This is a genomic window from Collinsella sp. CLA-ER-H3, assembly GCF_040092425.1.
In the GTDB taxonomy this organism is placed as follows: Bacteria; Actinomycetota; Coriobacteriia; order Coriobacteriales; family Coriobacteriaceae; genus Collinsella.
In genome coordinates this window covers 141,311-165,141 of record NZ_JBBNLP010000004.1, presented here as the reverse complement: position 1 = coordinate 165,141, position 23,831 = coordinate 141,311, and the positions used below count along the sequence as shown (strand labels likewise).

Here is a 23,831-nt window from a genome sequence, read left to right as displayed (position 1 = left end):
GTTGTTTGTGATTGGAGACAACCATGGTTATGAAACTCGATCAGCTTGTTAACGGCGCCATTAACGTGGGCTTTGGCGCTGCCGCCGTTGCTGTCGAAGGCGGCAAGAAGGTCCTCGACGACCTTAACACCAAGGGCGAGCAGGTCCGCAAGGACACCGCCACCCCCGATATCGCCCGCAGCGTGTCCGATATGTTCGAGCAGGCCGGCGGTACCATCTCCGATCTGACCGAGCGTCTGGGCATGCAGGGCGAGACCGCGGCCCAGCGCGTGCTCGACGAGCTCATACTTGCCCGCGTCCGCGTTATGACCGCCCCCGAGCGCACGGCCTTCCTGGCCCATGTGCGCGACATCGTCGATTCGGTCGAGGACAACGTGACTTCGGTGCCCGTTGAGTCCGTTGAGCCCGACGATGCGAAGGATACCGAAGAGGCCGAGTAGCAGCGCAGATGGCAGATTCCACCACCGATTACAACAATCTAGATCCCTTGGGTGACGAGGCGGCGGTTGTCGATGAGGTCGACGCCGCCGTCTCGGGCGCTCGCAAGAAGCCGCGCGCTGTCGATATGGTGCCCGAGGAGCCCGACGCGATGGCGCCGGACGAGGAATACCAGCTCACGCCGGCGGGTCGTCGCGAACGCATTGGGCAGATTGTTCGCCTGGTCAAAAAGTACCGCGTGTGGGATAACCTCACGCCGGTTCGTTTGCGCCGCCTGCTCGAGGAACTCGGCCCCATGTTCGTCAAGATGGGGCAGATTTTGGCCAACCGGTCCGAGATTCTGCCGCAACGCTTTTGCGACGAGCTGCGTCGTCTGCGCTCCGACGTGGAACCGGTGCCGTACGAGGTCGTACTCAGTTGTCTGGAAGAAGAATACGGCCTGCGCCTGGGGGAGATGTTCGATGCGATCGACCCCAACCCGCTCGGTAGTGCGTCGCTCGCGCAGGTGCACCGCGCTCGTCTGGTGACGGGCGAGGACGTGGCCGTCAAGGTGCAGCGCCCCGGTGCGCAGCAGGTTATGGCACAGGACATCGATATCATCCGCTCGGTGGTGCGTATCGTTTCCAAGTTCGTCAACACCGATCAATTCGTTGACCTGCACGGCGTAGTCGAGGAGTTGTGGACCTCGTTTCGCGAGGAGACCAACTTTTTGGCCGAGGCCAAAAACCTCAACGACTTCTACGAGTTCCATAAGAGCGTTCATGGCGTGACGTGCCCTAAATCCTATCTGGACCTGTGCACCGAGCACGTGGTGGTTATGGACTACGTCGACGGCATTTCGATTGCCGATCCTGAACGCTTGGTGGCCGAGGGCTATGACTTGGAAAAGATCGGTGCCGCGATTGTCGAGGACTACTCGACGCAGGTGCTCGACGACGGCTTTTTCCATGCCGACCCGCATGCGGGAAACATCATTCTCAAGGACGGCATCGTTTACTTTATCGACTTGGGCATGGTCGGACGCATGTCGAGCCACGATCGTGGCATCGTTAAGGACATGATTTTCGCCGTGGCCGAGGGTGACGTGCCCAAGCTCAAGGATTCGCTCATGCGCTTCGCCGTGACGCGTGGCGACTCGGCCGAGCTCGATCATTCGGCCTTTTTGTCCGATCTTGACTTCATCGTGGCTGACTTTGCGGGCCTCGACCTTAAAGACCTGGATATCGGCGAGTTTTTGACCTCGCTGCTAAACCTGGCGCGCAAAAACGATGTTGAGCTGCCGAGCGTGGTGACGATGTTCGCGCGCGGCATGGTGACGCTCGAGGGTTTGTTGACCGAGTACATGCCCAACGTCAACATGATCCAGATCATCCAAACCCACATTAAAAACGAGAAAAGCACCTATGCGCGCGTGCGCGACATGGGGCGCGATCTTGCCGCGAGCAGCTATCGCGCGGCGAAGGGCTCACTCGAGGCGGCTGAGTACCTGGGGCTGGCTTCGCGCATGCTTACGCGCGGCCAGCTTAAGGTGAACACGCAGATCATGAGCAGCGATAAGGCGCTGCGACAGCTGGGCGGAATTATCGACCGCATGTCGATGGCTATCGTTATCGCCGGCCTGTTTATCGGTTCGTCGGTGGTGTACTACGCACGCATCGAGCCGGTTGTGTTTGGTATCCCGGTCATTGGCTTTATGGGCTACGTGAGCGCGCTGGTGCTGGCGCTTATGCTGGGCCGCAATATCTGGCTCAACAGCCACGGCGGCAAACACTAGAGGCTGCGACCGTCACCGCATTTTCCTATCGCAAACAATAGCTTTTACCTTGGGCTTCGCCTGTGTGCGGGGCCCTTTTGCGTGATACCATTTTGACGGTAATAATCGATGGCCTAGATGGTGGTGCGGAGACGCACGAATGCGCGGTTTTCCTGCGCGTTTGGGAGAATCGGGGTGCAAGTCCCCGGCTGTACCAGTAACCGTAATTCCTCTTGGCTCGGGATGTTCGCGTCGCAGATCGGACGGCGCGCCTGAGCCGTTAAGGTTAAGTCGGATCGCCTCCCATCTTGCATGCGGCTGCGGCGTATGCCGCCGGTGTGCATAGGGCTCTGGAGGGAAGGGAACCCCGATGGGGGAACTCGAGCGCAACATGCGCGATGACGTGGGGCAGTCTCAAGGCAATGCTCCAAGTACAGACAATGGGGGACAAATGGATATGTTTGAGGACGAGCGCGAGCGCGCCTCGATGCATCGCCGTGGCGCGATTGCACGCGGTATAGCCAAGCGCGGCCTGGTGGCATTCCTGGCCTTCGCGATGGCCTTTGGCACCACGCCGGCTCAGCTGTGGGCCGAGGGCGCCGAGGGCATTGCCGAGGCTGTGGCTCAGGCTACGACGCCGGGCGAGGACGCAGCGCTTGCGGGCGGTGCCGCTGAGCAGAGCGGCGCCGAGGTTTCGGATTCTGGGAGCGCGCCTGCAGCTAGTGCCGCCGCAACAAAGGCAGCAACTGGCGACGAAGGCTCGGCGACGGGGGAGAGCCCTGCCGCGAGCGAGCAGTCTTCAGCGGCATCCGCTGGCCAAGCAGAATCTGCCGCCGCGGCTGCCGTTCAGACAGAGAACCCGACAGAAACCGGCGATGTCGCCAAGAAGCAGGTCGAGGTCTCGTTCTCGATTATCGGCACCGATGCCGACGGCAAGGCTCAGACCTGGGTGGCACCTACGCAGCTCAAGCTCGACGAGGGCGCGACGGCTGCGGATGCCTTCATTAAGCTGCAGGAGAAGACGGGCTTCAAGGCGAAGTACGAACCGAACACGGCATACGGTTTCTACCTCGAAAGCATCACATCCCCGAGCGATGGTCGCACGCTTGCCTACGATCCGACGACTTATGCCTTCTGGCAGCTGTTCGTCGACGGCGCGTCTTCCTCGGTTGGCGCGAGCAGCGTCAAGCTCACCCAGGGGCAGAAGATTGAGTTTGCCTATACGGCTGGTAGCTCGTCCCCTGTCGTTAAGGACCAGGTTGCCGCAAATGTGACCGTCATTGGTCGCGATGCCCAGGGCAAGACTCAGACTTGGGTCGATAATGCGCAGTATGTGGTGACGTCCGGTTCGAGCGCGCTTGATCTTACGAAGGTCGCACTCGAGGCGAACGACATTGACGCCGTTGCTGCGGGCTCCTTCATTCTGAGCCTTAAGTACAACGGTGTTGAGCTGGGTACGCCCCAAGATTATTCGACCTATTGGCAGCTGTTCATCAACGGCAAGTCGAGTGACTATACGGCGGACAATGTCACCATCCATGCCGGCGATACCGTCACGTGGTTCTACGGTGGCTGGGGCGACAAGTTGCCCTCTGATTCCGTCCATGCTTCCGTTCAGGTCCTCGGTAAGGACAAGGACGGCAAGCAGCAGGTTTGGGCCTCGACGGGCCAGACGAGTCTCAAGGCGGGCTCTACTGCCAAGGATCTCCTCGAGCAGACCGGCCTTACTCTCGATGCTGGCGAATCGTCTTGGGGCTGGTTCCTTAACGGCATTACTTCGCCGTTCGATGGTAAGTCCTATGGCTGGGATGCTGCGACCAATAGCTATTGGCGCTTCTACGTAAATGGCAAGTTCGCCGACGTTGGCGCCGGTGCCTATGAGCTCCAAGAGGGTGACGCCGTCACCTTTATGTATGGTGCTGACGCCGATGCCCTTCCTGGCCAGGTTCTTGGTTCTGTCGATGTTATCGGTCCCGATGTCAACGGCAACAATACTCGCTGGGGCTCGGCAAGCAACGTTTCTCTGCCCGAAGGCTCTACGGCTCAGGATTTCATCGAGACGGTTCTGAAGGCAAAGCGCGTTGATTACAAAGCCTCCCAGAGTGGTGCATACTGGTTCCTCAATTCCGTTACTTCGCCGTTCGATCACAAGCCGTACGTCTGGGATGCTGCGACCAATAAATATTGGCACCTGTATATCAATGGAGAGCCCTCCTTACTCTGCGCCAATCAGATTACGCTCAAGAGCGGCGATAAGGTTACGCTTGCCTATACCACCGACGATTCGGCCATGCCCGATCCCGACAAGATTGTCGTGGACCCGAGCGCGACGACTCCTGATTGGGATGCCGAGTGGGCCGGCTACGGCAACAGCGGCAACGGCTCGACCGTAACGGATGCCAAGACGCCTGCGCAGGCCGCCGGTCTTAAGTGGGCCTTCGATTGGAAGGCCGAGTCTGGTCAGCAGTATGCCAACTGCAGCGAACCTGTCATCGCTAACGGTTTTGTGTACATCGCGACCGAGAACGAGCTCATTAAGATCGATTCGTCCACGGGCAAAAAGGTTGCCTCTGCGCCGCTTGCCTCCAAGGTGAGCTATACCTCTCGTCCGATTTATACCAATGGCCTTATCATCGTTCCGCTCAACGGCGGTGCGGTCCAGGCGATTACTGCAGACAAGCTGATCTGCAAGTGGCTGACGCCCGGTTTGACGGACTTGACGCAGAGCTCCTGCACCGTCGTTTCGGACGGCGAGTACGTCTATGTAGGCTCGGTCGATATTTCGTATGATGAGAACTACAACGCGACCTACGGCAACGGCTCCTTTGCACGCATTAAGATTGCCACGGGCGAAGTTTCTTGGCAGAACATCGACCCTACCGAGGGCTATTACTGGACTGGTGCGGCTTTGACGGATAAGTATGCCATCGTTCCTACGAGCGCGGGTACGCTTAAGTGCATTGATAAGACGACGGGCGATGTCGTTTCGACCATGGAGCTCGGCGCTGTCGCAAATGCCGATTGCATTGCCGATCCGTCCAATGGTTCGACCTTCTATCAGATGACGCACGACGGAAAGCTCCATGTGATTTCGCTTTCGGCGAAGGGTGTGCTGAGTGCACAGAAGACGGTTGATCTGGGCCTTACGAATAATCTGAGCGCCCCTGCGGTGTCTGGTGACAATCTAATTGTCGGCGGACAGACGGCTACGGGCTCTGCTCTGGTTCTCTATAACCTGAAGACGGGTAAGACCACGATGGTCGCTGCTGCCGACGGCAAGGCGCTGCCGGCTGGCCTCAACGGTATTGCTGCTACTCCGCTGGTGAGTGTTCAGGGCGGCAAGACCTATGTGTACTTCACCGTTAACAGCGCGGATAGCAAGGATTACGTCAACTACTCTGCTGGTGGTGGCGTGTATCGCTATACGCTCGGCGATGCAGAGGCGACGCAGATTTATGATGCGGCTGGCCATTACCAGTACTGTGACTCTCCGGTCATTGCCGATGCATCTGGCAACCTGTACTACATCAATGATTCGGGTACGCTGTTTAAGCTCGGGGCCGTTGAGTCTTGGACGGTTGCCTTTAATTCCAACGGCGGGTCTGCTTGCGACACTAAGTTTGTTGCTACGGCCGACGGCAAGCTGGTCAAGCCGGCCGATCCGACGCGCGATGGCTACACTTTCGGCGGTTGGTTCACCGATGAGGCTTGCACGCAGGCGTATGACTTTAGCACGCCGGTAACGGCCGACCTGACGCTGTATGCCAAGTGGACCAAGAATGCCGTTAACCCTGGCGGTAATGGCGGTTCTGGCACTAATGGTGGCAACGGTGGCGCTGGCAACGGTTCCGGTGCTGGCACGGGCACGGGTTCCGGCTTCGGCACGAAGGGCCAGCAGGCCGGCGGCGCTATCGCCCCGGGTCATAAGCCGACGACCAAGACGACGGTGTCGACCAAGACCGAGACCAAGGACAACAAGTCCGACAAGAAGGACACCGATAAGTCTGATAAGAAGGACGAGAAGAAGTCTGACAAGAAGTCTGACAAGAAGGACAACAAGTCCGACAAGAAGTCCGATTCCAAGTCTGATACGGGTGCTGCTTCCACGACCACTGCTAAGAAGTCCTCTAGTGCTTCCGAGCAGGAGACTGGCACCAACCCGCTCGCCATTGTTGGCGTTGCCGCCGGCGTCATCGGTCTCGCCATCGTCGGCGTGTTCGTGTTCACCAAACGTCGGTAGGTGAGGGCTGTGTCCAATAAATCCAAGGACGCTGACCCCAAGCAACCAGATTCCTCGTTTATCCAGCTTGATGATGCAAAGCAAAAGGGCGCCGCTTCGGCGGCGTCCGCCCCACGGCGTAAAGCGCTCCTTGGCGTTCTGACTGCCGCGTGCGCCATTCTGATCGTCGTCTCGCTGGGCTTCGTCCATCCTTCCGAGAGCGGCGCCTGGTCCATCGACTGGATCATTCAGACCGTGACGGGGGAGAGCGTCGTCACCAAGGACACCAAGGCGTCTGGCTCGACTACGACTTCGGGCGAGGCCAGTTCCGAGAGCTCCAAGTCATCGAATGATGCAAAAGACGAGTCCAAGGGTTCGAACGACGCCAAGGACGATTCCGAGTCTTCGGACAAGGAATCGAATAAAAGCTCGGATAGCAAGAAGTCTGGAGATAAATCCGCTGCCCAGAATACGGGAGCCGGCGATACTTCCAATGTGTCTGGTGGTGCTTCTTCGGGCGGCGGTCAGTCGTCTGATGGAGCCTCCAGCTCTAATGGTGGAAACGCCTCCTCGGGCGGCCAGAGCGGCTCGCAGGAGTCCAGCTACATAACAGTGACGGTTTCGGTCACATCGAGCGCTGTGGGCAATCCTGTGTCTTCTGGTGGCACCTTTACCTTTAACGAAGGCGCTACCGTCTACGATGCCCTGTGCGCGCTGGGCCTTTCTGTCAACGCACATGGCTCGTCGTACGGCACGTATGTCTCCGCGATTGGTGGTTTGGCCGAGAAACAGTACGGCGGCACGAGCGGCTGGATGTACTCCGTCAACGGCACAACGCCCATGACGGCCTGCAGCAACTACGTTCTCTCCAACGGCGACAACGTGGTCTGGTATTACGTTACAGGCTAGAGGCTTCGACATAGCGCGCCAGACGGGCGGTTCGGACAGACATCCGGGCCGCCCGTTTTTCATGCGAATGGGATTGGGTCGCCGGGTCTCTCGGCAAACAAAAAACCGGTTGGAATGGGAATTCCAACCGGTTATACATTCAAGCAAATAGCGAATCGACTACGACCGTGCGCCCTCGAGGAAGAAGCGGCGGCTGAAGTAGTTGTACCAGGTGACGAGGAACGTGGCGATAGCCTTCATGGCCTGGTAGCCGATGCTCAAAAACGTGACGCCCACAAACATGTACAGGTCGTTGAGGCCCAGGCCGATCACCGACAGGATGGTGAAGATCGTGAACTCGCGCTTGCGGCTCATGCCCTCGCGATGGTCGAACACGTACTTCATGCTGAGCCAGTAGTTGACCACGACGGACGTGGTAAACGAGACCGTGGTGCTCATCAAAAAGTCGAGGTGAAACAGCTCGACGAGCGCAATGAGCATACCCCAGTCGATGCCAAAGGAGATAAGACCCACGACAGCGAACTTGAGGAACTGCTTGGTATGAGGTTGTGCCAGTGCCTTGCGCACGTAATCACATCCAATGCGTTGATGAATCGAGCAGAGGATACTTTAGAGCTTTTGCAAGGGAAACGTAAGGTCCTTGCCAAGAACTATACGAACTCGCCAAATTTTCAAGAGCTTATCCGCAAACGTTGAAAATTTGCCCGTAAACGAGCAATGCCCACGAACAACACAGCGCTCGACGCGCGTCATCCGTGGGCATTGTAAAGCTGTAAGGTTGCGAGTTACTTGGTCTCATCGCCTTCCAGGAAGATCTTTCGGGTCACAAAGTTGTAGACCATGACAAGCGCGGTGGCGCAAATCTTGGCGATATTGGCCTCGAGCCCCAGGCCGGCGTTGAGTGTCAGCACGATACCGTCGTTGAGTGCCAGGCCGATCACGGACAGCACGACAAAGATGATGAACTCGCGGCGGCGGCTCATGCCTTCCTTGTGCGCAAACACGTATTTCATGCTTGCGAGGTAGTTAAAGATGAGTGAGATGATAAAGCCGCTGGTGTTGGCGATTAGGATGTTGAGGCCCAGACCGTAGTGGAGCAGATTCATAATGCCAAAGTCGATAACCGTGGCAATGACGCCGACGACGCCAAACTTCATGATCTGCGCAAGGAGCTTTTGCATGGTACCTGCCTTATGGTGGCGCCGGGGCGCCGCGGGGATGACAAACTCAGCAAGTTTAGCCAATCCCCGCGGGTGGGGCTAGGCGCGCTCCTCGATAGCACCGTTTCTATATGCATCGAGCAGCTGGCGCAGGTCCTGGATCTGGCTGCGGATCTTGGCTCCGGAATCGGTGTCGCTCACCATGCGGCGACGGTCTGCTTGGTCAAAACGGTTGGTCTCGCTCTCGATGTCCACGTTGCGTGTGAGTGCCTCGGCAACCGTCGTAAAGGCCCGGTGCGACTTGAGGCGGCAGCCGCGCGAGCTCGAGATGAGCGTATAGCCGGCGATACCCGTCTTGGGATGGTAAGCGCGGCAGAAGCCGCCATCGATGACCAGCAGCTTGCCCTCGGCGCGGATGGGCTGCTCGCCCTTGGTGGTTTTAACGGGCGTGTGGCCGTTGATGATGTGACCGGTCGGTGAGCATGCCATGGGCGCGACGCTAAACTCGCGCATGATGTCATCGCAGACCGAGGGCGACTTGGTAAGCGTAAAGTACGGGTCCATCGGCTCGACCCAGGTGCTCTTATCGGCGATATAGGCGCGCTCAAAGGTGCGCACCAGGCGTCCGCTGGCGGGTGAGTTAAAGCCAATCCACAGGTACCACATCCAGTCGAGAGCGTCGCGGTCGCCCACGCGCCAGGCGCGGCGGGCGATGTGGTCGCAAAAATCGAGATAATCGCGGCCAGCGTGCCAGGTGCCCAGGCAGTTCATGCTGCTAAAGGTGCCGTCTTCGTTGAGCGGCACGCAGCCATGGAACAGCAGGTTGCCGTTGGCGACCTTGTACATCGAGCCGTGGGAATAGAGGAAATCGATATGGCGATGCAGGTGATCGGCGGTGACAAACTCGGACACGAGCTTGTCGATGATGTGCTGCTCCTGAGACGTGAGCGTATAGGGGTCCGTCGGGTCGACGGTGGGGAAGTCGTTGGTCGTGAGCGGCCACACGCTGCCGTCGGCGAGCGTGACCGTGCCGGTGTCGTGGTCGATCTTGTCGAGTAACAGGCGGTCGGTCATGTCGAACTCGGGATGGCGCTGGATAATCTGACCCTCGAGCTTAAAGAGCAGCACGTTGATGGCCTTGATCAGCGGGGTGATGGACTCACCGGCGGTGTAGGTGGCATCGGCAAAGGCGACAAGCTCACGCAGCGAGATGCCGTAGTCGTTCTCCAGGATCTCGTAGTTGTCGTAGCGTAGGTTGTTGCGCAGCACCGTGGCGATGCAGGCGGGCTCACCGGCCGCAGCGCCCATCCACAGCAGGTCGTGGTTGCCCCACTGGATGTCGAGTGAATGGTAGGTGAGCAGGCGGTCCATAATCTTGGCCGCGCCGCCACCGCGGTCGAAGATGTCGCCCACCAGGTGCAGGTGGTCGACGGCCAGGCGCTTGATGAGCGAGGCAAGCGACTCGATAAAGTCGTCGGCGCTTGCGGTCTCCAGGATGGACTCCACGATGCGCTCGTGATAGCGCACGCGATAGTTGTTCTCGTCCGGGTGCGTGTGCAGCAGCTCGTCGATGATATAGGCGTAGTCGCGCGGGATGGCCTTACGCACCTTGGAGCGCGTGTAGCGGCTTGAAAGCGAGCGCGCGACCATGATGAGCTGGTCAAGCATCGTCTTGTACCAGGTGGGCGAGTCCTCGCGCTGGCTGCGGACCAGGTCGATCTTCTCGCGCGGGTAGTAGATGAGCGTGCACAGCTCGCCCTTCTCGTCAAAGGAGAGCGTTTCGCCAAAGATTTCGTCGACATGCTCGCGCACGACGCCCGAGCAGTTGTTGAGGATGTGCATAAAGGCTTCGTACTCGCCATGCACGTCGCTCATAAAATGCTCGGTGCCTTTGGGTAGGTTGAGGATGGCCGAGAGGTTGATAATTTCGGTAAATGCGGATTGTTCGGTGGGGAACTGTCTCGACAGCAGGCGCAGATACTTGAAGTCTTGCGGATTGCGATCGAATGCGACCATGAAACACCTTCCGATAGGGCTGGTAAAACTGATAAACAGTGTCAAACGTTTATCAGTATGCGCCGCTTTTGTTTCGATTGGGGATGGGCGGCCGAATTGTTAGCCGAACGGTTTGGTAAATCGATTTAGTGGAGGTAGATATGGCGGTTGAGTGGAGACGATAGAGGGTGTTTTCTCAGATATTTATGCGTGGGGTCGGTGGAAACGATGGTGGTAAAGATGTTCGCTATTTTTGGTTCGATTTGGTAAATAGTGGACATATGTACCGTATGTAGGCTCACTGTGCGATAATTTGCGCAGCAATGAGTAAGGAGCCTCATATGAGTGATTTTGTCCTGACCTGTGAATCCGCCGCCGATCGAACTCGGGAGTTCTTTGAATCGCGCAATATCCCTGTCGTGTGTTTTCATTACGAGATCGACGATGTTGTCTATACGGACGATCTGTATCAGTCGATTACGCCGGACGAGTTTTTTGCCCAGATTGCCGCAGGCGCCATGCCCAAGACGTCTCAGGTGAGCGTGGGTGAGTACGAGGAGTTTTGGGAGCCGCTTGTTGCCGAGGGTAAAGACGTGCTGCACCTGACGTTGTCGTCGGGTATTTCGGGTACGTATGGCTCGGCTTGCGTTGCGGCGCAGATGCTCGCGGATCGCTATCCCCAGGGCGGCAAGGTGCGCGTCATCGATTCGCTGGCGGCGTCTTCGGGCTTTGGCCTGCTGGCGGAAAGTGCCGCCGACGTGCGCGATAGCGGGGCTTCACTCGACGAGACGGCTGCCTGGATCGAGGAGCACAAGCTCAACCTGCACCACTGGTTCTTCTCGACCGATCTGTCGAGCTACCTGCGCGGCGGTCGCATTTCGGCTGCGAGCGCGATCATCGGCACGGCGCTTAAGATTTGCCCACTTATGACGGTCGATTGCGAAGGTAAGCTGTCGCCACGTGAGAAGATTCGCACTAAGAAGCGCGCGATTTCCGAGATGGCTAAGACCATGATGGCACACGTGCAGGACGGTGCGGATTATTCGGGTAAGTGCATCATGTCGCACTCGGCGTGCCGCGAGGATGCCGAGGCAGTTGCGGCGCTGATTGAGGAACAGGTTCCGCAGCTTAAAGGCAAGATTGAGATCAATAACATCGGTACTCTGATTGGCTCGCATACCGGACCTGGTACGGTGGCGCTCTTCTTTATGGGCGACAAGCGCGTGGATTAGTTTGCCCCATCACATCGCTGCATGATTACTCAAACAAAAACGGCCCGCCTCACGTTTGTGGGGCGGGCCTTGCTGTTGGGGTTAGCGTTTCTTTCCGCGGAAGAAGAAGCCGTGCAGTGACGGCTTGAGGCCGCGGTTGGCGCGATGCTCCTCGACGCGCTCGTGGATCGAAGCGACGCGCTCGATGACTTCGTCGGGAATCGGCACGTCGGGATTCATGTTCTCGACCTGGCTGACCTCGGCGGCGGAGACCTGGTCGATAATGGGCACATCGTCGTGCGAGATGACAGGTGTGGCGTCTACCTTCATCTTGCGATAACGCTGCATCATGTCGGTCTGTAGCTGCTGGGCCGAAGGCGGCGTCCAGATGATGGCGTTGGCGCCGGCGGCGATGGTCTCGCGGATGCTCTCTGGCGTCTTGCCGCCCGGCGCGATGAGCGGCAGGTTGGGATAGTGCTTGCGCAGCTCGCGTAGGACCTGGGGCGTGTTCTTGCCAGCGGCGATGTTGAGAATCTTGGCTCCAGCGCGCACCTTGGCGTGGGCATCGTCGTCGCAGCGAACGACCGTAGCGATGACGGGGATGTCGGCGATGTTGGTGATGTGCTCGACCATCTCGGCAGTAGCGGGGGAGTTGACCACGCAGCCCGCCGCGCCCTGCATCTCGGAGACGGCTGCCATCTGCACGGAGCGCTTACCGGTCGTAGTTCCGCCGCCCACGCCTACAAAGACCGGGCACTCGGCGACGGTCAGCAGCGCCTGCGTAATGGCGGGCTGCGGCGTGAAGGGGTAAACGGCAAAGACGGCATCGGCGTTGGAGTTGCGGATGACCGCGACGTCGGTGGTGTAGATGAGCGATTTGATACGACGGCCGAAGAGCGTGAAGCCGCTGGCCTCCTCAATCTCGTCAGGCATGCGAAGGGCCGCCTTGCGCAGGCGCCCGTCGATGGGCAGCGGCTCCATGGGAAGCAGTCCGTTGGGGGTCACAGCTACCTGGGGTTCGGTGAACTCGTCTGCGAGCTCGACCTCGGAGAAATCGACCGAGGCGACAATGTCCTCGTGAACCTCGGCGGGCACATCGATGGGGGCTTGGTCGTTTGCCGCGGCAGGCGTGTCGAAAGAGCTGGTGCCGACGAAGGCATCGACGCGCTCATTTAGATCGTTGAGGGTATCCATGGAAGCTCGATTCTATGTGATGACGGCCGGCGCGATGCAGCCGGAATTGCGAATGCTAAATCGTTTGACGAGTTGATTTTTCCCCGCCGCGCCATTCGTTAGACCGAAGGGCCGGCGAACGTGAAGGAGCTGTGGTGGCGGGTATTGAGGTGCTATCTTGAATGTTCCGTTTAAAAGAGAGGTGACGCGGTATGGAATTGACAGCAATGTTTGGCTCGATTGGCCTGTGTGTGGGCGCAATCGTTGCCGCCGCGGTCATCTACTTTGTGGTCACGGCCATTAAGGGCAAAAGGGCCGAACGCAAGGACCGCGCGATGCTTAAACAGCATCGCGACCAGCAGAGCAAACGCGCACAGAGATAGCTTGTTGAGTTTTGGATCCGTGCGCTAGCTGCGTTTTCGGATCAGGGCAATGTAGAAGCCCTCAAAGTCGCGGCTGGGCGGAATGGTCAGCGTGCCGGGCAGGCCGTTGGCGATGGCCGATACCTGACCCGCGGCAATGGCCTCAGTCAGGGCGTTGGACTCGATGCGCGGCTCCTCACCAGCTTCCTGGGCGCGGCGTGCCTCACTTTCGCTTGGCGTGCCGTCGAGGGGGATGAGCTCGCAGTCCATGTGCTTGTCGAGGGCCTCTTGCAGGGCGTCCTCGTTTTCCTGCGGCAAGATCGAACAAGTCGAATAGACGAGCGTGCCGCCCGGTTTAAGGGCTCCCATGGCGCGGTCCAGAAGTGCTCGCTGCGAGCGGGCACACTTACTCAGCAGCTGCTCGGTCAGGCCGCGCAGGCTTTTCTCGTTGCCGCTGATGACGGTGCCCGTGCCGGTGCAGGGGGCATCGAGCAGGATGCGGTCAAAGCGGAAGAACTCGTCGAGCTCGCGTGCGTCGATGCGCATGACGGGCACGTTTTTTGCGCCTTGGCGGTGGAGGTTGGCTTCGAGCTTCTCGGCGCGGGGAATGCTCATCTCGCAGGCGGTAAGGTGCGCCTGGCCCTGCGTGAGGGCGGCGATCTGCGTCGTCTTGCCACCGGGGGCCGCGCACATGTCCAGGATGTCCTCGCATGCCTGGGCGCCCAGGACCAACGGCGGCATCATGGACGACAGACTTTGCAAGTAGATCTTGCCGTCGCGGTAGATGTCGAGGTCCCACAGGTTGGAAACCTGGGCGTCGGGCAGGATGAAGGCGTCTGGGTACCAGGCGACGGGGTTGTGGGCGATGCCGGCGGCATCGAGCGCCGCAGCGATGTCCTCGGCGGTTGCCTTGAGCGTGTTGGCGCGCAGCGTGACCGGGCGTGTGACCGCGGCGCCGAAGCCCTTGATCATGAGCTCGGCATCGGCGGGCGCATAGGCGCCGGCGACCGTGTCGACCATAAAGCGCGGCAGGTCGGCGGCGCAAGGAAGGGCGGCAAGCTGGTCGGAAAGCTCGGTGGCGGCAAACTGCCTGAGCTTGAGCTCGGCCTTGACCTGCTTTTTCTGCTTACGACGACGCGGCTTGGACATCCGTCTTTCCTTCCCATTCCATTACATGTCGAGTGTTTAGTACTGGCTCTCGTGCTTGCTAAAGAAGTCGAAGCGCGGGGGCAGCGGCTTTACGCGGTGCTCGCCGGGCTTCTCGCCCAAGCTCTCCACAAACTCATCCGTGGAGGCGAAGATGTTATCCCAGCTAAAGAAGGCGACCGGGTCGATGTCGAAGTACTCGCAGATGAGCTCGCAGCCGGCAGGGACGATGCCGTGCATGAGCACGGTCGCCACGCGCAGCTCGGTAAAGGCGTCGACGAGCGCCTGCGTCATTGCGGCGTTTGCCTCGTTACCCTCGAGCTTGTTGGCGGCCTTGGAGGCGTCGCTCCAGCGCTTGTTGGCGGCGCGCAGGTAGTCGTCGCACACGGCAAGCGCGCGGTGCGTCTCGAACTTGTACATGGCCTGCTCAAAGGCGAGGGCTGCCTGCTGGGCGGCTTCGACCACGGTGTCAGAAGCGGCACCGGCGGGGATGCAGCCGTTGCGATAGGGACTCTCGTCGCCCTCCTTGACGGCGACGCCGTAGAAGCAGCTGCGGGCTAAGCGGTTGAACACGCCGGTCAAAAGGGCGCTCTCCTTAAGGGCGGGGTCGATGACGCGCTTGTCGTCGCAGGCGCGCACCTCGTTGCCGTCCTTGTCCTTGCCGGTCACGCGGGTGTCGTATGCCTTGGGGCTAAAGCTCACCGGCTTCTCGGACAGGCCGAGCGACAGCCAATGCGCGCGCATCTGCTCGCAGGTGTAGTGGTTGAGCAGGTCGTCTGCCGGCGGGGGAGGCGTCTGCGAGGACGAGCTGGCCTTTTTGCCCATGTAGAGCAGGTGGTAGCAGGCGCTGACGGTGCTCTGCGTGAGGTCCCAACCCAGGGCCTCCCACATGGCGGTCTGCGCGATGCAGTAGAAGTAGATGTTGTCCTGACCGATGAACTGGTAGATCTGTGCGTCGTCCGAGCACCACCAGTCGCGCCAGTCGAGTGAGCTGTGCTGGTAGGCGGGCGCGGGGACCTGCGTGGAATCGGCGGCGGGCTCGCCCATGAGGGCGGCATCCTGGGCGGCGACACCCTCGGTCACGCCGGCGGCCTTGGCATCGCGTGCGAGTACGGTGCGGGTGTAGCTGATGGGCGCCCACAGGCTCTCGGGCCAGCACCAGCAGGTGACGTCGGAAACGCCGTCGACCTCGGGCACCGGAACGCCCCAGTCGATGTTGCCGGTGATGCGGAAGGGCACGAGCGCCTTACCGCTGCGGAAGCGCACGCCGCCGTTGGCGAGCACCGCGTGGGCGTCGTCGCGCTCTTTCCAGCTGGGGAAGGTGACGGTAAAGCTGCTCTTGTTGCCCTCGGGCTCCAGCACGGTGTGCTCGGGCAGCTGGTCCTCGACGGCGTCGAAAGCCTCACGGAACTTGTTCTGAATATAGAGTTGTGCCGGCAGCAGCCACTCTTCCATGGTTTTGGAGACCACGGAGCGAACCTGCGGGTTCTGGGCGAGCTTGGCGGTGTAGGTCTTCATAAAGTCGAGGTAGGCCGGAAGGTCGAAGTAGAGGTTGTCGACCGGGCGCAGCTCGGGCACCTCGCCGGTGAGCTGGCTCTTGGGCGCGATGAGCTCCTCGGGCTCAAACTGGTGACCCAGGTCGCACTCGTCGGCATAGGCTTTCTCGGACTTGCAGCCCTGAATGGGGCAGCGGCCGATCACCTGGCGGCCGTTGAGGAACGTGCCGGCCTTGGCGTCGTAGAACTGCAGCGTGGAGCGCTTTGAGATAGTACCCTGCTCGTGCAGGCGCTCGATAATCTCGGCGGTTACCTCGTTGTGAATCTGCGCAGCCGGCTCAAGACCCGAGCCGCCGTAGATGTCGCAGCTGATGTTGTAGTTGTTGAGGGTCGCGGCCTGGCGGGAGTGATTGGACTCGACATACTCGCCGATGGACTTGTCGTAGCCCTCGTTCTCCTTGAGCTTGCGGTAGCTCTCCATGATGGGCGAGCCGTAGCAGTCGGTGCCCGAGGTGAAGATGACGTTTTCGCGGCCCAGGCGGTCGCGCAGGAAGCGGGCGAAGAAGTCGGCCGGGACAAAGACGCCGCCAACGTGGCCAAAGTGAAGGCCCTTGTTGCCGTAGGGCTCGCCGGCGGTAACGATGGCGCGGCGAGGCCAGCTGGGACGGTCGTTCATGGAGTATTTGGATGCCATGGGACTCCTTCGCATATTGTAAGAGCGCAGCCGGGCGCAAGGCCTGGCGACGCGGTGGTCAATTCGTGCATATCGTTCGACATTATCGCACATGCGGGCGGGTGCGTGGCAGGGGCGCTATCCTAAGATGCTATGAATGAGATTTCCAACATACATGCGTTTGAGGACGAGGATTTTCTGCACGCTTGCTTCGTGTGGGGCATGGTCGTGCTTGGCGCATTTGCCGTGTGCCTGGTGCCGGTGTTTATGCTGCTGGGTGGGCCCGCAGATCTGGATGCGGCTGACGCGGGCGGTTGGACGGCGGTCTTGGGCTGGCTAGTCGGCTTGAGTGCGGTTTCGGCGGCGTCATTTGCCGTGCACGAGCTGGTGCACGCGGCGTTCTTTAAGCTGTTTGCGCCCGTCGGTGCTCGGGTGACCTTTGGGGCAAATCTCGAAACCTGCATGATTTACGCTTGCGCCGAGGGCGTTGTGTATTCGCGTGCGCGGTACATGGTCATTTGCCTGGCGCCGACGGTTGCCTTGACGGTGGCGTTTGCCCTGGGGTTTGCGTTCTCGGACTATCCGCTGCTGTGCTACCTGGCGGCTGGTCTGCACTTGTCGGGCTGCGTGGGCGATTGGTATTACGTGCGGACCATCCTGCGCGACCGCCGCATTGTCGCCTGCGAGGATACGTCCTTTGGCGTGCTCTTTTTTGGGTGAGGAGATGTCGATGAAGTCGTTGTTGCTGCATGCGTGCTGCGCACCATGCTCGCTTGAGCCGGTTCGCCTGCTGCGCGAGGAGGGGTTTGAGCCCACGATTTGCTGGACCAACCCTAATATTCAACCTCACGATGAATGGCAGCGGCGTTTGGACGAGCTGCGCCGGTGGTGTGCCGACGGCGACATCGAGCTCATCGAGGCCGAGGAGGATCGCGAGCGCTGGGAGGCCGGCGTGGCCCCGCTGGGTGCCGATCGGCCCCGTCGCTGTCGCTCGTGCTATGCCCTGCGCTTGGCCGAGGCGTGCCGCGTGGCCCAGGAGCGCGGGTTTGAGTTTGTGGGCACGACGCTCGCCGTCTCGCCGTATCAGCTGTTCGATACCTGCAATGATGTTTTGGAGCGTCTGGCTGCCGCCCGCGGTCTCACCCCGGTGATTCGCGATTTTCGCCCGTATTATCCCGAGGCTACGCGCCGTTCGCGTGAGCTGGGCATGTATCGGCAGAATTACTGCGGCTGCCGTTTCTCGGCGGTCGAGGCGGCCATGGATCGCGCCCGCATCCGCGACGAGCGCAAAGCCGCCAAAAAGTAGTTCATTTGGGCTGGGACTTTGAGCTGTCTGTGCGGTACGGTCGTTTTTGGGAAAGTCGATTTAATTAAGCGTGTGATCGTGGCTCGCTTGATACCAAACGACGACTCCTATGATTCTAATCCTCCGTTTGTTAAACATCAGATCCGGACTTGCTGTTGCATATGAATGGGACGACAGCACAATCATGTCGTTTCCTTCTGCAAATCGCCTAATTACCGGTGTTTTACCGTCTGCGAGCGCCAATACAGCACAGCCGTTCCAAGGCTTTGCGGTGGTATCGACAAGTAGCAAGCTGCCGGGAGGGTAAATGCGGGACATTTCGTCGCCTTTGATTTTAACGAAAACGCTATGTGGGTGACGTTTGGCTACGTCTACAGGCGCGCAAGCATTTTGTTGGCCGTGCGTGATGCGGCGCTTTTGCGATTCGATATCGATGACGGGAAATGTGCCCTCCATTTCGTGGATAGCAGGGTCTTCGTCGGTGACGATTCTTTTATTTGCGAGCTTTACAGCCAAACCGTTTTCCTCGCCAACAAGTTCATCGCGGGTGCAACCGAAGAGCGCTTGTAACTTTTCAATATAGCGCTCACGGGGGGCATACCGACTTTTTTCCCAACGACAAACGGTCTCTTTAGATACCCCCAACATCTCTGCAAGTTGCGCCTGACCAAGATGCTCCATGGTGCGGAGTTTACGAATATTTGCCCCGAAGCCCATGGCTATAGATCCTCTCGCCACAGAGGGAGGCATAGACAGTTTGTGCCACCATAGCCTTTGGTGAGCTCGTCAATGGATAGCGGGAATAATTCCATTCCTGCTTTCTCAAGCGCTTCGTTGGTCCAAACGTTTTCTTCATATACGCATAGTTTTCCTGGCGAGAGCGCAAGGATAGACGTTGCGTTGTTCCGGCGTTCTCTTTCGTAGGCGGTTTGATTCCCGCCTCCGCAGTCAATCACTTTTATTGGTTCGCAACAGGCTGCAGAGAGTATTTCCGGAATCGTGCGATCGATAGGAGTGATCGTAAGGCCCCTTCCGGATCGTTTTAGTTGAATGCTGTATGCATCAACGGCATTGCATATCTCACGATCGATGAGGAACGCGTCGTGATCAATTCTACTTATGAACGTATCGAGGTGGATACGCAGCCCGTCAGAGGGGACTCGAATCGCAATTAGCTCGGTGGTCTGGAATTTATTTGAGGTCAGGAGCTCTTTGGCAAGTGACTCGACGGCGGCGGGTTCAGTTCGGTCAGAGATTCCAACTAATATTGTCTTAGCACTGATAACAATAATGTCTCCGCCTTCTATATGGTAGCTACTCCTGTTCAAATCACATATTGGAGTTTCTCCCATGATCTTGTGGTGGGTGAATATCTGCCGGTATAAGGCGACCTCACGATCACGCTCAGGCCAATACATATGATTTAGGATGATGCCGTCTCCGACTACCACAGCAGGATCACGAGTGAAAAAAAGCGTGTTGAGGGGATTGACCAAGAGCGAGGCGGGATCAAATTGCTCGTGCACGAGCGCCCGTAGTGTTTCCGACTGGTTTGAACATAGCTCAGTGTCTCCAAAGCGAATGCCGTTAAGTACTATATTCACCAATTCCTGGGTGTTCTTAGCGTTCTCAAACAGCTGGGTTATTGCCTCGAGGAACTCTCTGCCTGTTGCCCCGCTGCAACGGAGGTAGTCATCAATAAAATATTTAAGTGATTGGGGCTCAGTTTCAAGTGAGTCTTCGAGAAGGTCCCTAATTTCAATGGTTTCTACGCCATGCTTCTCAAGCAATTGAACCATGGAATCGTGCTCATACATTGCTTTGTCGAGGTCAAAACGACCGCTCCATTTTCGCAGGGAGAAAACTTGGCTGAAGTCGGCATCAGGGTAGTTTTGTGTTTCAGCTCCTGGTCGATGGACAAGTACGGCTTTTAAATGACCGATTTCATTTGTTATGTGTATGCCTTGCATGCCTGTCTCCTGTCCTGCTGGTTTTTATATAAGGCTAAGGCAGGTTCCTTGTTGTGTTGCGGAAAAGTTAAAAGACGTATGTAATTGACAAATAACATCAATTTAAAATATCAGATTGATTAATAACGTCACTTTAGCTGCCGTTCATAGGTGAAAAGCGACACGATAGCGATGGTTGCCCGACCACCGCTGAGCAACCTCATACATTTATGGTGCCAGCTGGATAGATGGGAAAAGGAATGAAGGAGGAGATATGGCAGCGGAAAGTTCGAAAGGCATCAAGCAGTTCAAGGTCCCGCACGTATATGCGATCATCTTTGCACTTATGGTCATCTTCGCTGTTCTCACGTGGATTGTTCCCTCTGGGTCCTATCAGCGTCAGGAGGTGAACGGTCGTGAAGTCACTGTCGCAGGTACGTATGAGCAGAGTGAAAAGACATATATTGACGAGGAAACCGGGGATGAAGTAGATCTCAGACAAGGTGTCTTCGATGTTCTTCAGGCTCCAACGCGCGGTATACAAGAGGCAATTGAGGTCGTTGCATTCATCTTGATTGTGGGCGGTTCGTTTCAGGTTATTACTAAAACGGGCGCTATCACGAGCGGAATGGGTCGTGTCGTTCGCCGCTTTAAGAACAAAGACATTCTAATTATTCCTATTGCGATGGTTCTCTTTGCATTGGGCGGAACGAGCTTTGGCATGGCGGAAGAAACTCTCCCGTTCTTTGCGATCTTCATGCCAATTATGATGGCTATGGGCTTCGACTCGATGACGGCGTTCATGGTCGTGTTCGTTGGAGCGCGCACGGGTTACATCGCCTCAACGATTAATCCGTTTAATGTTCTCATTGCGCAAGGTATTCTTGGTATTCAGGGCAACCCCCAGCTGTGGCTGCGTATGATTGCCTGGGTTGTTTTGACCGCCGTTGCAATTACTTGGGTTGTCCTCTATGCACGAAGGGTAAAGAAGAATCCTGAGTCATCGATCACATTTGAGGATGATATCGCCAAGAAAGTCGAGTTCGCTGCCGATGAATCTGCCCTTGATGCGGAATTTACGGGTCGTCAAAAAGGCGTGCTTGCGGTATTTATCGCTGGAATGTGCCTTATCATCTGGGGACTTGTGACCCAGGGCTGGTATATGAACGAGATTTCTGCGGTCTTTTTGGCCATGGGCTTGTTGGCTGGTGTTATTGCGGGCTTTAGTCAGGACGTCATCGCTCAGGAATTTGTTGCGGGTATCGCTGACTTTGCTTTCTCGGCAATTGTCGTTGGACTTGCGCGTGGCATCCTTGTCATTGCCTCTGACGGCATGATCATCGATACCATCCTCAATGCGCTCGCCACTGGTCTGGGCGGCATCCCGGCGGTTCTCTTTACTACGCTTCTTTATGCGGTTGAGAACCTCCTGGCGATCCTGGTTCCCAGCTCATCTGGCCTTGCAGCACTGACCGCTCCCATTTTTGGACCTTTGACCGAACTCATGGGCCTTAATCCCGAGGCTGCCGTGTGGGCTCTCTCCATGGGTAGCGCGACGATGTCTTTGATCTGTCCTACTAGCGCCATTCTTGTAGCGGGTTTGGGCGTGTGCAAGATCAAGCTTGGCCAGTGGTGGAAGACCGTTTGGAAATTCTTCTTGGTCGTGTCGCTCATCAATATCGTATTCGTAGCAATCTCGGGACTTATTGCCCTGTAGGTTTCATGGCTGAAATGGAGTAACAGGAATGCCTAAAGGACTGAATGTACACAGCGAGATTGGTAAGCTCAAGAAAGTTGTGCTTCACCGCCCCGGTCGTGACCTTGTGAACGTAAAGGCAGAAGAGTTCGAGGATGTCTGGATTCACGACTGTTTCTATCTTGATGTGGCTCAAAAGGAGCATGATGCCTTTGCGGATCTTCTGAGGAGCGAAGGTGTTGAAGTTCTCTATATGGAGAAACTCGTTGCTGAAGCGCTGGATGCATGCCCCTCGGCTCGCGCTGAGTTTACCGATACATTTATGGCTGAGAGCGGAATTGTCAATCCTATGCTTGAGCAGGCTGTTCGTGAAAAGCTCGACGCTATTTCAGATTCGTATCAGTTTGTACTTGAGGCTATGGGGGGGTATCGTTATCGTGACCTTGAGCTGCCTCGCGTCTCGACTACGCTTAGCATGATGGATAATGAGGATGCGAAGCCCGATGATTTGGTGTTGAAGCCTCTTCCGAGTTCATATTTCTCTCGCGATCCTCTTGCTTCTGTGGGCAAAGGCGTTCTGCTTCACCATATGTATTGGAAACAGCGAGATCGTGAAGTGCCCTTCTATGAAGCGATTTTCAAATACCATCCCGATTATGCAGGGACTCCGATTTGGTACGACCATAAGAATCCCTGGCATATCGAGGGCGGTGATGTGCTTAACATTAACGCTCATACCTTGGCTATTGGAATTAGCCAGCGAACTGAGGCGGCTGCGATTGAGGAGCTTGCAAAGAATTTGTTCTGGGGATCTGGGAATTCTGAGATCGATACCGTTTACGCTATTAAAATCCCCAACGGCTATGCTTACATGCATCTTGACACCGTTTGCACCATGGTGGATTTCGATAAGTTTACAGTTTATCCCGGTATTTTTGAGACCCTTCGTGTTTATCGTCTGACTCGTGGTGACTCTGAGGGAATGGTCGCTGTTCAAGAGATTGATGACACGCTTGAGCATATTCTTGAAATGGCTACTGGCGTGGAGAAGGTGCAGCTTATTGAGTGCGGTGCCGGCGATATGGTTGAGGCGTCTCGCGAGCAGTGGAACGACGGGTCGAACACTCTTGCCGTTGCTCCTGGTAAAGTCTGTGTTTACGAGCGCAATGTTGTCACAAATGATGAGCTCTACAAGAACGGTTTGGAACTTTTGGTCGTTCCCTCCGAGGAACTGTCCCGCGGTCGTGGCGGCCCGCGCTGCATGAGCATGCCCTTCTGGCGCGAAGATATTTAGTTGCAAATCCACTGTGATAGGAGATGGCGAATATGGGTGTTAATATCGCTGGTCGCAGTTTTCTGAAGCTGCTTGATTACACGACGGAAGAGATTGAGTATCTGCTTGAGCTTTCTGCTAACTTCAAAAGCATGAAGCGTGCCGGTGTTCCGCATAAATACCTTGAAGGCAAGAATATTGTTTTGCTATTTGAGAAGACTTCCACGCGTACTCGCTGCGCCTTCGAAGTTGGTGCACTTGACCTTGGCATGGGTGTAACTTATTTGGATCCGGGCTCGTCCCAGATGGGCAAAAAGGAGTCGATTGAGGACACGGCTCGCGTCCTTGGCCGCATGTATGACGGAATTGAATACCGCGGCTTTGAACAGGCGAAGGTTGAGGAGCTTGCTGCAAAAGCTGGGGTTCCCGTTTGGAATGGGCTGACTACTGAATTCCACCCGACTCAAGTGCTTGCCGATATTCTGACCATGCGTGAAGAGTTTGGAGAGATTAAGGGCAGGAAACTTACATTTTTTGGTAAGGCGGCCGGAAACGTCGCCGATTCGCTCATGGTCATTTGCGCTAAGCTCGGCATTAACTACTGTTCTTGCGGCCCAATCGGGGGAAATTCGGAGGGGGCTACATCCTATGATCCTGAACTCCTTGCAGAATGTAGTCGTATTGCGGCCGAGCATGGATCGACGATTACCATTACAGAGGATATTGAGGAAGGCGCTCGTGATGCCGATGTAATTTACACGGATGTTTGGGTTGGCATGGGTCAGCCCGCAGAGCTGTGGGAAAGCCGCATTAAGCTCATGTCGCCGTATCGTGTGACCGCTGAGGTGATGTCTATGGCAAAGCCCGAGGCAATTTTCCTCCACTGCCTTCCGAGCTTTCACGATACTAATACTACTGTTGGTGCCGAAATTGCTGAGAAGTTTGGAGTCACCGAAATGGAAGTCACGGACGAGGTTTTTGAGTCCGATAAGTCTCGTGTTTTCCAAGAAGCGGAGAATCGCATGCATACGATTAAGGCGGTGATGTACGCAACGCTTAAGTAGCGGGGCGC

General features: G+C 57.3%; 19 protein-coding genes. 11 read left to right on the top strand and 8 right to left on the bottom strand.

The window, feature by feature from the left end; translation table 11 throughout:
• Positions 1-23 precede the first annotated feature (23 nt).
• The 4 genes from AAAX32_RS04825 to AAAX32_RS04810 all read left to right on the top strand — a co-directional run bounded on the left by AAAX32_RS04825 (position 24) and on the right by AAAX32_RS04810 (position 7,319).
• A complete protein-coding gene (locus tag AAAX32_RS04825; RefSeq protein ID WP_117583986.1) occupies positions 24-440 on the top strand; it encodes a hypothetical protein in 417 nt (138 codons plus the stop codon).
• 8 nt (positions 441-448) lie between these two features.
• A complete protein-coding gene (locus tag AAAX32_RS04820) occupies positions 449-2,212 on the top strand; it encodes a lipopolysaccharide core heptose(II) kinase RfaY (protein ID WP_117639742.1) in 1,764 nt (587 codons plus the stop codon).
• 430 nt (positions 2,213-2,642) lie between these two features.
• Positions 2,643-6,431: a DUF4430 domain-containing protein gene (locus tag AAAX32_RS04815; RefSeq protein ID WP_349100149.1), complete on the top strand. Its 3,789-nt coding sequence runs from the start codon at positions 2,643-2,645 to the stop codon at positions 6,429-6,431.
• Positions 6,432-6,440: 9 nt separating this feature from the next.
• Positions 6,441-7,319, top strand: a complete 879-nt coding sequence (locus tag AAAX32_RS04810; RefSeq protein ID WP_349100148.1) for a DUF4430 domain-containing protein — start codon at positions 6,441-6,443, stop codon at positions 7,317-7,319.
• A 159-nt stretch (positions 7,320-7,478) separates the two neighbouring features.
• On the opposite strand, the gene AAAX32_RS04805 is transcribed toward AAAX32_RS04810, so the two are convergent.
• From AAAX32_RS04805 to AAAX32_RS04795, 3 genes are all read right to left on the bottom strand, one after another.
• A complete protein-coding gene (locus AAAX32_RS04805; RefSeq protein ID WP_055250894.1) occupies positions 7,479-7,886 on the bottom strand; it encodes a GtrA family protein in 408 nt (135 codons plus the stop codon).
• Positions 7,887-8,104: 218 nt separating this feature from the next.
• Entirely contained in the window at positions 8,105-8,500 is a 396-nt protein-coding gene (locus tag AAAX32_RS04800; protein ID WP_006235398.1) for a GtrA family protein, read from the bottom strand.
• A 78-nt stretch (positions 8,501-8,578) separates the two neighbouring features.
• A complete protein-coding gene (locus tag AAAX32_RS04795; protein ID WP_349100147.1) occupies positions 8,579-10,495 on the bottom strand; it encodes a fructose-1,6-bisphosphatase in 1,917 nt (638 codons plus the stop codon).
• A 320-nt stretch (positions 10,496-10,815) separates the two neighbouring features.
• On the opposite strand from AAAX32_RS04795, the gene AAAX32_RS04790 reads away from it, so the two are divergent.
• Positions 10,816-11,706, top strand: coding sequence for a DegV family protein (locus tag AAAX32_RS04790; RefSeq protein ID WP_349100146.1), 891 nt, complete (start codon positions 10,816-10,818; stop codon positions 11,704-11,706).
• Between the two features lie 81 nt (positions 11,707-11,787).
• Here the strand turns inward: AAAX32_RS04790 and AAAX32_RS04785 are convergent, their stop codons facing one another.
• Positions 11,788-12,879, bottom strand: a complete 1,092-nt coding sequence (locus AAAX32_RS04785) for a hypothetical protein (protein WP_349100145.1) — start codon at positions 12,877-12,879, stop codon at positions 11,788-11,790.
• A 191-nt stretch (positions 12,880-13,070) separates the two neighbouring features.
• Between AAAX32_RS04785 and AAAX32_RS04780 the strand changes: the two genes are divergently transcribed.
• The gene (locus AAAX32_RS04780) at positions 13,071-13,241 is read left to right on the top strand and encodes a hypothetical protein (RefSeq protein WP_349100144.1); all 171 of its coding nucleotides are present in this window, start codon (positions 13,071-13,073) and stop codon (positions 13,239-13,241) included.
• Between the two features lie 24 nt (positions 13,242-13,265).
• Here the strand turns inward: AAAX32_RS04780 and AAAX32_RS04775 are convergent, their stop codons facing one another.
• The gene (locus AAAX32_RS04775; RefSeq protein ID WP_349100143.1) at positions 13,266-14,369 is read right to left on the bottom strand and encodes an RsmB/NOP family class I SAM-dependent RNA methyltransferase; all 1,104 of its coding nucleotides are present in this window, start codon (positions 14,367-14,369) and stop codon (positions 13,266-13,268) included.
• A 36-nt stretch (positions 14,370-14,405) separates the two neighbouring features.
• Positions 14,406-16,556, bottom strand: coding sequence for a class I tRNA ligase family protein (locus AAAX32_RS04770; protein ID WP_349100142.1), 2,151 nt, complete (start codon positions 16,554-16,556; stop codon positions 14,406-14,408).
• A 132-nt stretch (positions 16,557-16,688) separates the two neighbouring features.
• On the opposite strand from AAAX32_RS04770, the gene AAAX32_RS04765 reads away from it, so the two are divergent.
• Complete coding sequence (locus AAAX32_RS04765; protein ID WP_349100141.1) at positions 16,689-17,255, top strand: DUF3267 domain-containing protein; 567 nt, start codon at positions 16,689-16,691, stop codon at positions 17,253-17,255.
• A 10-nt stretch (positions 17,256-17,265) separates the two neighbouring features.
• Positions 17,266-17,841, top strand: coding sequence for an epoxyqueuosine reductase QueH (locus AAAX32_RS04760; protein WP_349100140.1), 576 nt, complete (start codon positions 17,266-17,268; stop codon positions 17,839-17,841).
• Between the two features lie 60 nt (positions 17,842-17,901).
• On the opposite strand, the gene AAAX32_RS04755 is transcribed toward AAAX32_RS04760, so the two are convergent.
• Positions 17,902-18,558, bottom strand: a complete 657-nt coding sequence (locus AAAX32_RS04755) for an XRE family transcriptional regulator (protein ID WP_158551273.1) — start codon at positions 18,556-18,558, stop codon at positions 17,902-17,904.
• A gap of 2 nt (positions 18,559-18,560) precedes the next feature.
• Positions 18,561-19,811: an arginine deiminase family protein gene (locus AAAX32_RS04750; RefSeq protein ID WP_117637309.1), complete on the bottom strand. Its 1,251-nt coding sequence runs from the start codon at positions 19,809-19,811 to the stop codon at positions 18,561-18,563.
• A 253-nt stretch (positions 19,812-20,064) separates the two neighbouring features.
• Between AAAX32_RS04750 and AAAX32_RS04745 the strand changes: the two genes are divergently transcribed.
• From AAAX32_RS04745 to argF, 3 genes are read left to right on the top strand one after another with little or no spacing between them, the layout of a single operon-like run.
• Positions 20,065-21,507: a YfcC family protein gene (locus AAAX32_RS04745; protein WP_035137320.1), complete on the top strand. Its 1,443-nt coding sequence runs from the start codon at positions 20,065-20,067 to the stop codon at positions 21,505-21,507.
• A 28-nt stretch (positions 21,508-21,535) separates the two neighbouring features.
• Positions 21,536-22,780, top strand: coding sequence for an arginine deiminase (locus tag AAAX32_RS04740; protein WP_117637307.1), 1,245 nt, complete (start codon positions 21,536-21,538; stop codon positions 22,778-22,780).
• A gap of 32 nt (positions 22,781-22,812) precedes the next feature.
• A complete protein-coding gene (gene argF, locus AAAX32_RS04735; RefSeq protein WP_055285784.1) occupies positions 22,813-23,823 on the top strand; it encodes an ornithine carbamoyltransferase in 1,011 nt (336 codons plus the stop codon).
• Positions 23,824-23,831 lie beyond the last annotated feature (8 nt).

Bases quoted from the DNA above. Each gene is read 5' to 3' on its own strand.
- AAAX32_RS04755 (WP_158551273.1), bottom strand. From the start codon at position 18,558: ATGGGCTTCGGGGCAAATATTCGTAAACTCCGCACCATGGAGCATCTT.
- AAAX32_RS04785 (WP_349100145.1), bottom strand. From the start codon at position 12,879: ATGGATACCCTCAACGATCTAAATGAGCGCGTCGATGCCTTCGTCGGC.
- AAAX32_RS04800 (WP_006235398.1), bottom strand. From the start codon at position 8,500: ATGCAAAAGCTCCTTGCGCAGATCATGAAGTTTGGCGTCGTCGGCGTC.
- AAAX32_RS04775 (WP_349100143.1), bottom strand. From the start codon at position 14,369: ATGTCCAAGCCGCGTCGTCGTAAGCAGAAAAAGCAGGTCAAGGCCGAG.
- AAAX32_RS04750 (WP_117637309.1), bottom strand. From the start codon at position 19,811: ATGCAAGGCATACACATAACAAATGAAATCGGTCATTTAAAAGCCGTA.
- AAAX32_RS04770 (WP_349100142.1), bottom strand. From the start codon at position 16,556: ATGGCATCCAAATACTCCATGAACGACCGTCCCAGCTGGCCTCGCCGC.
- AAAX32_RS04825 (WP_117583986.1), top strand. From the start codon at position 24: ATGGTTATGAAACTCGATCAGCTTGTTAACGGCGCCATTAACGTGGGC.
- AAAX32_RS04765 (WP_349100141.1), top strand. From the start codon at position 16,689: ATGAATGAGATTTCCAACATACATGCGTTTGAGGACGAGGATTTTCTG.
- AAAX32_RS04780 (WP_349100144.1), top strand. From the start codon at position 13,071: ATGGAATTGACAGCAATGTTTGGCTCGATTGGCCTGTGTGTGGGCGCA.
- AAAX32_RS04795 (WP_349100147.1), bottom strand. From the start codon at position 10,495: ATGGTCGCATTCGATCGCAATCCGCAAGACTTCAAGTATCTGCGCCTG.
- AAAX32_RS04820 (WP_117639742.1), top strand. From the start codon at position 449: ATGGCAGATTCCACCACCGATTACAACAATCTAGATCCCTTGGGTGAC.
- AAAX32_RS04745 (WP_035137320.1), top strand. From the start codon at position 20,065: ATGGCAGCGGAAAGTTCGAAAGGCATCAAGCAGTTCAAGGTCCCGCAC.
- AAAX32_RS04815 (WP_349100149.1), top strand. From the start codon at position 2,643: ATGGATATGTTTGAGGACGAGCGCGAGCGCGCCTCGATGCATCGCCGT.
- argF (WP_055285784.1), top strand. From the start codon at position 22,813: ATGGGTGTTAATATCGCTGGTCGCAGTTTTCTGAAGCTGCTTGATTAC.
- AAAX32_RS04790 (WP_349100146.1), top strand. From the start codon at position 10,816: ATGAGTGATTTTGTCCTGACCTGTGAATCCGCCGCCGATCGAACTCGG.
- AAAX32_RS04760 (WP_349100140.1), top strand. From the start codon at position 17,266: ATGAAGTCGTTGTTGCTGCATGCGTGCTGCGCACCATGCTCGCTTGAG.
- AAAX32_RS04740 (WP_117637307.1), top strand. From the start codon at position 21,536: ATGCCTAAAGGACTGAATGTACACAGCGAGATTGGTAAGCTCAAGAAA.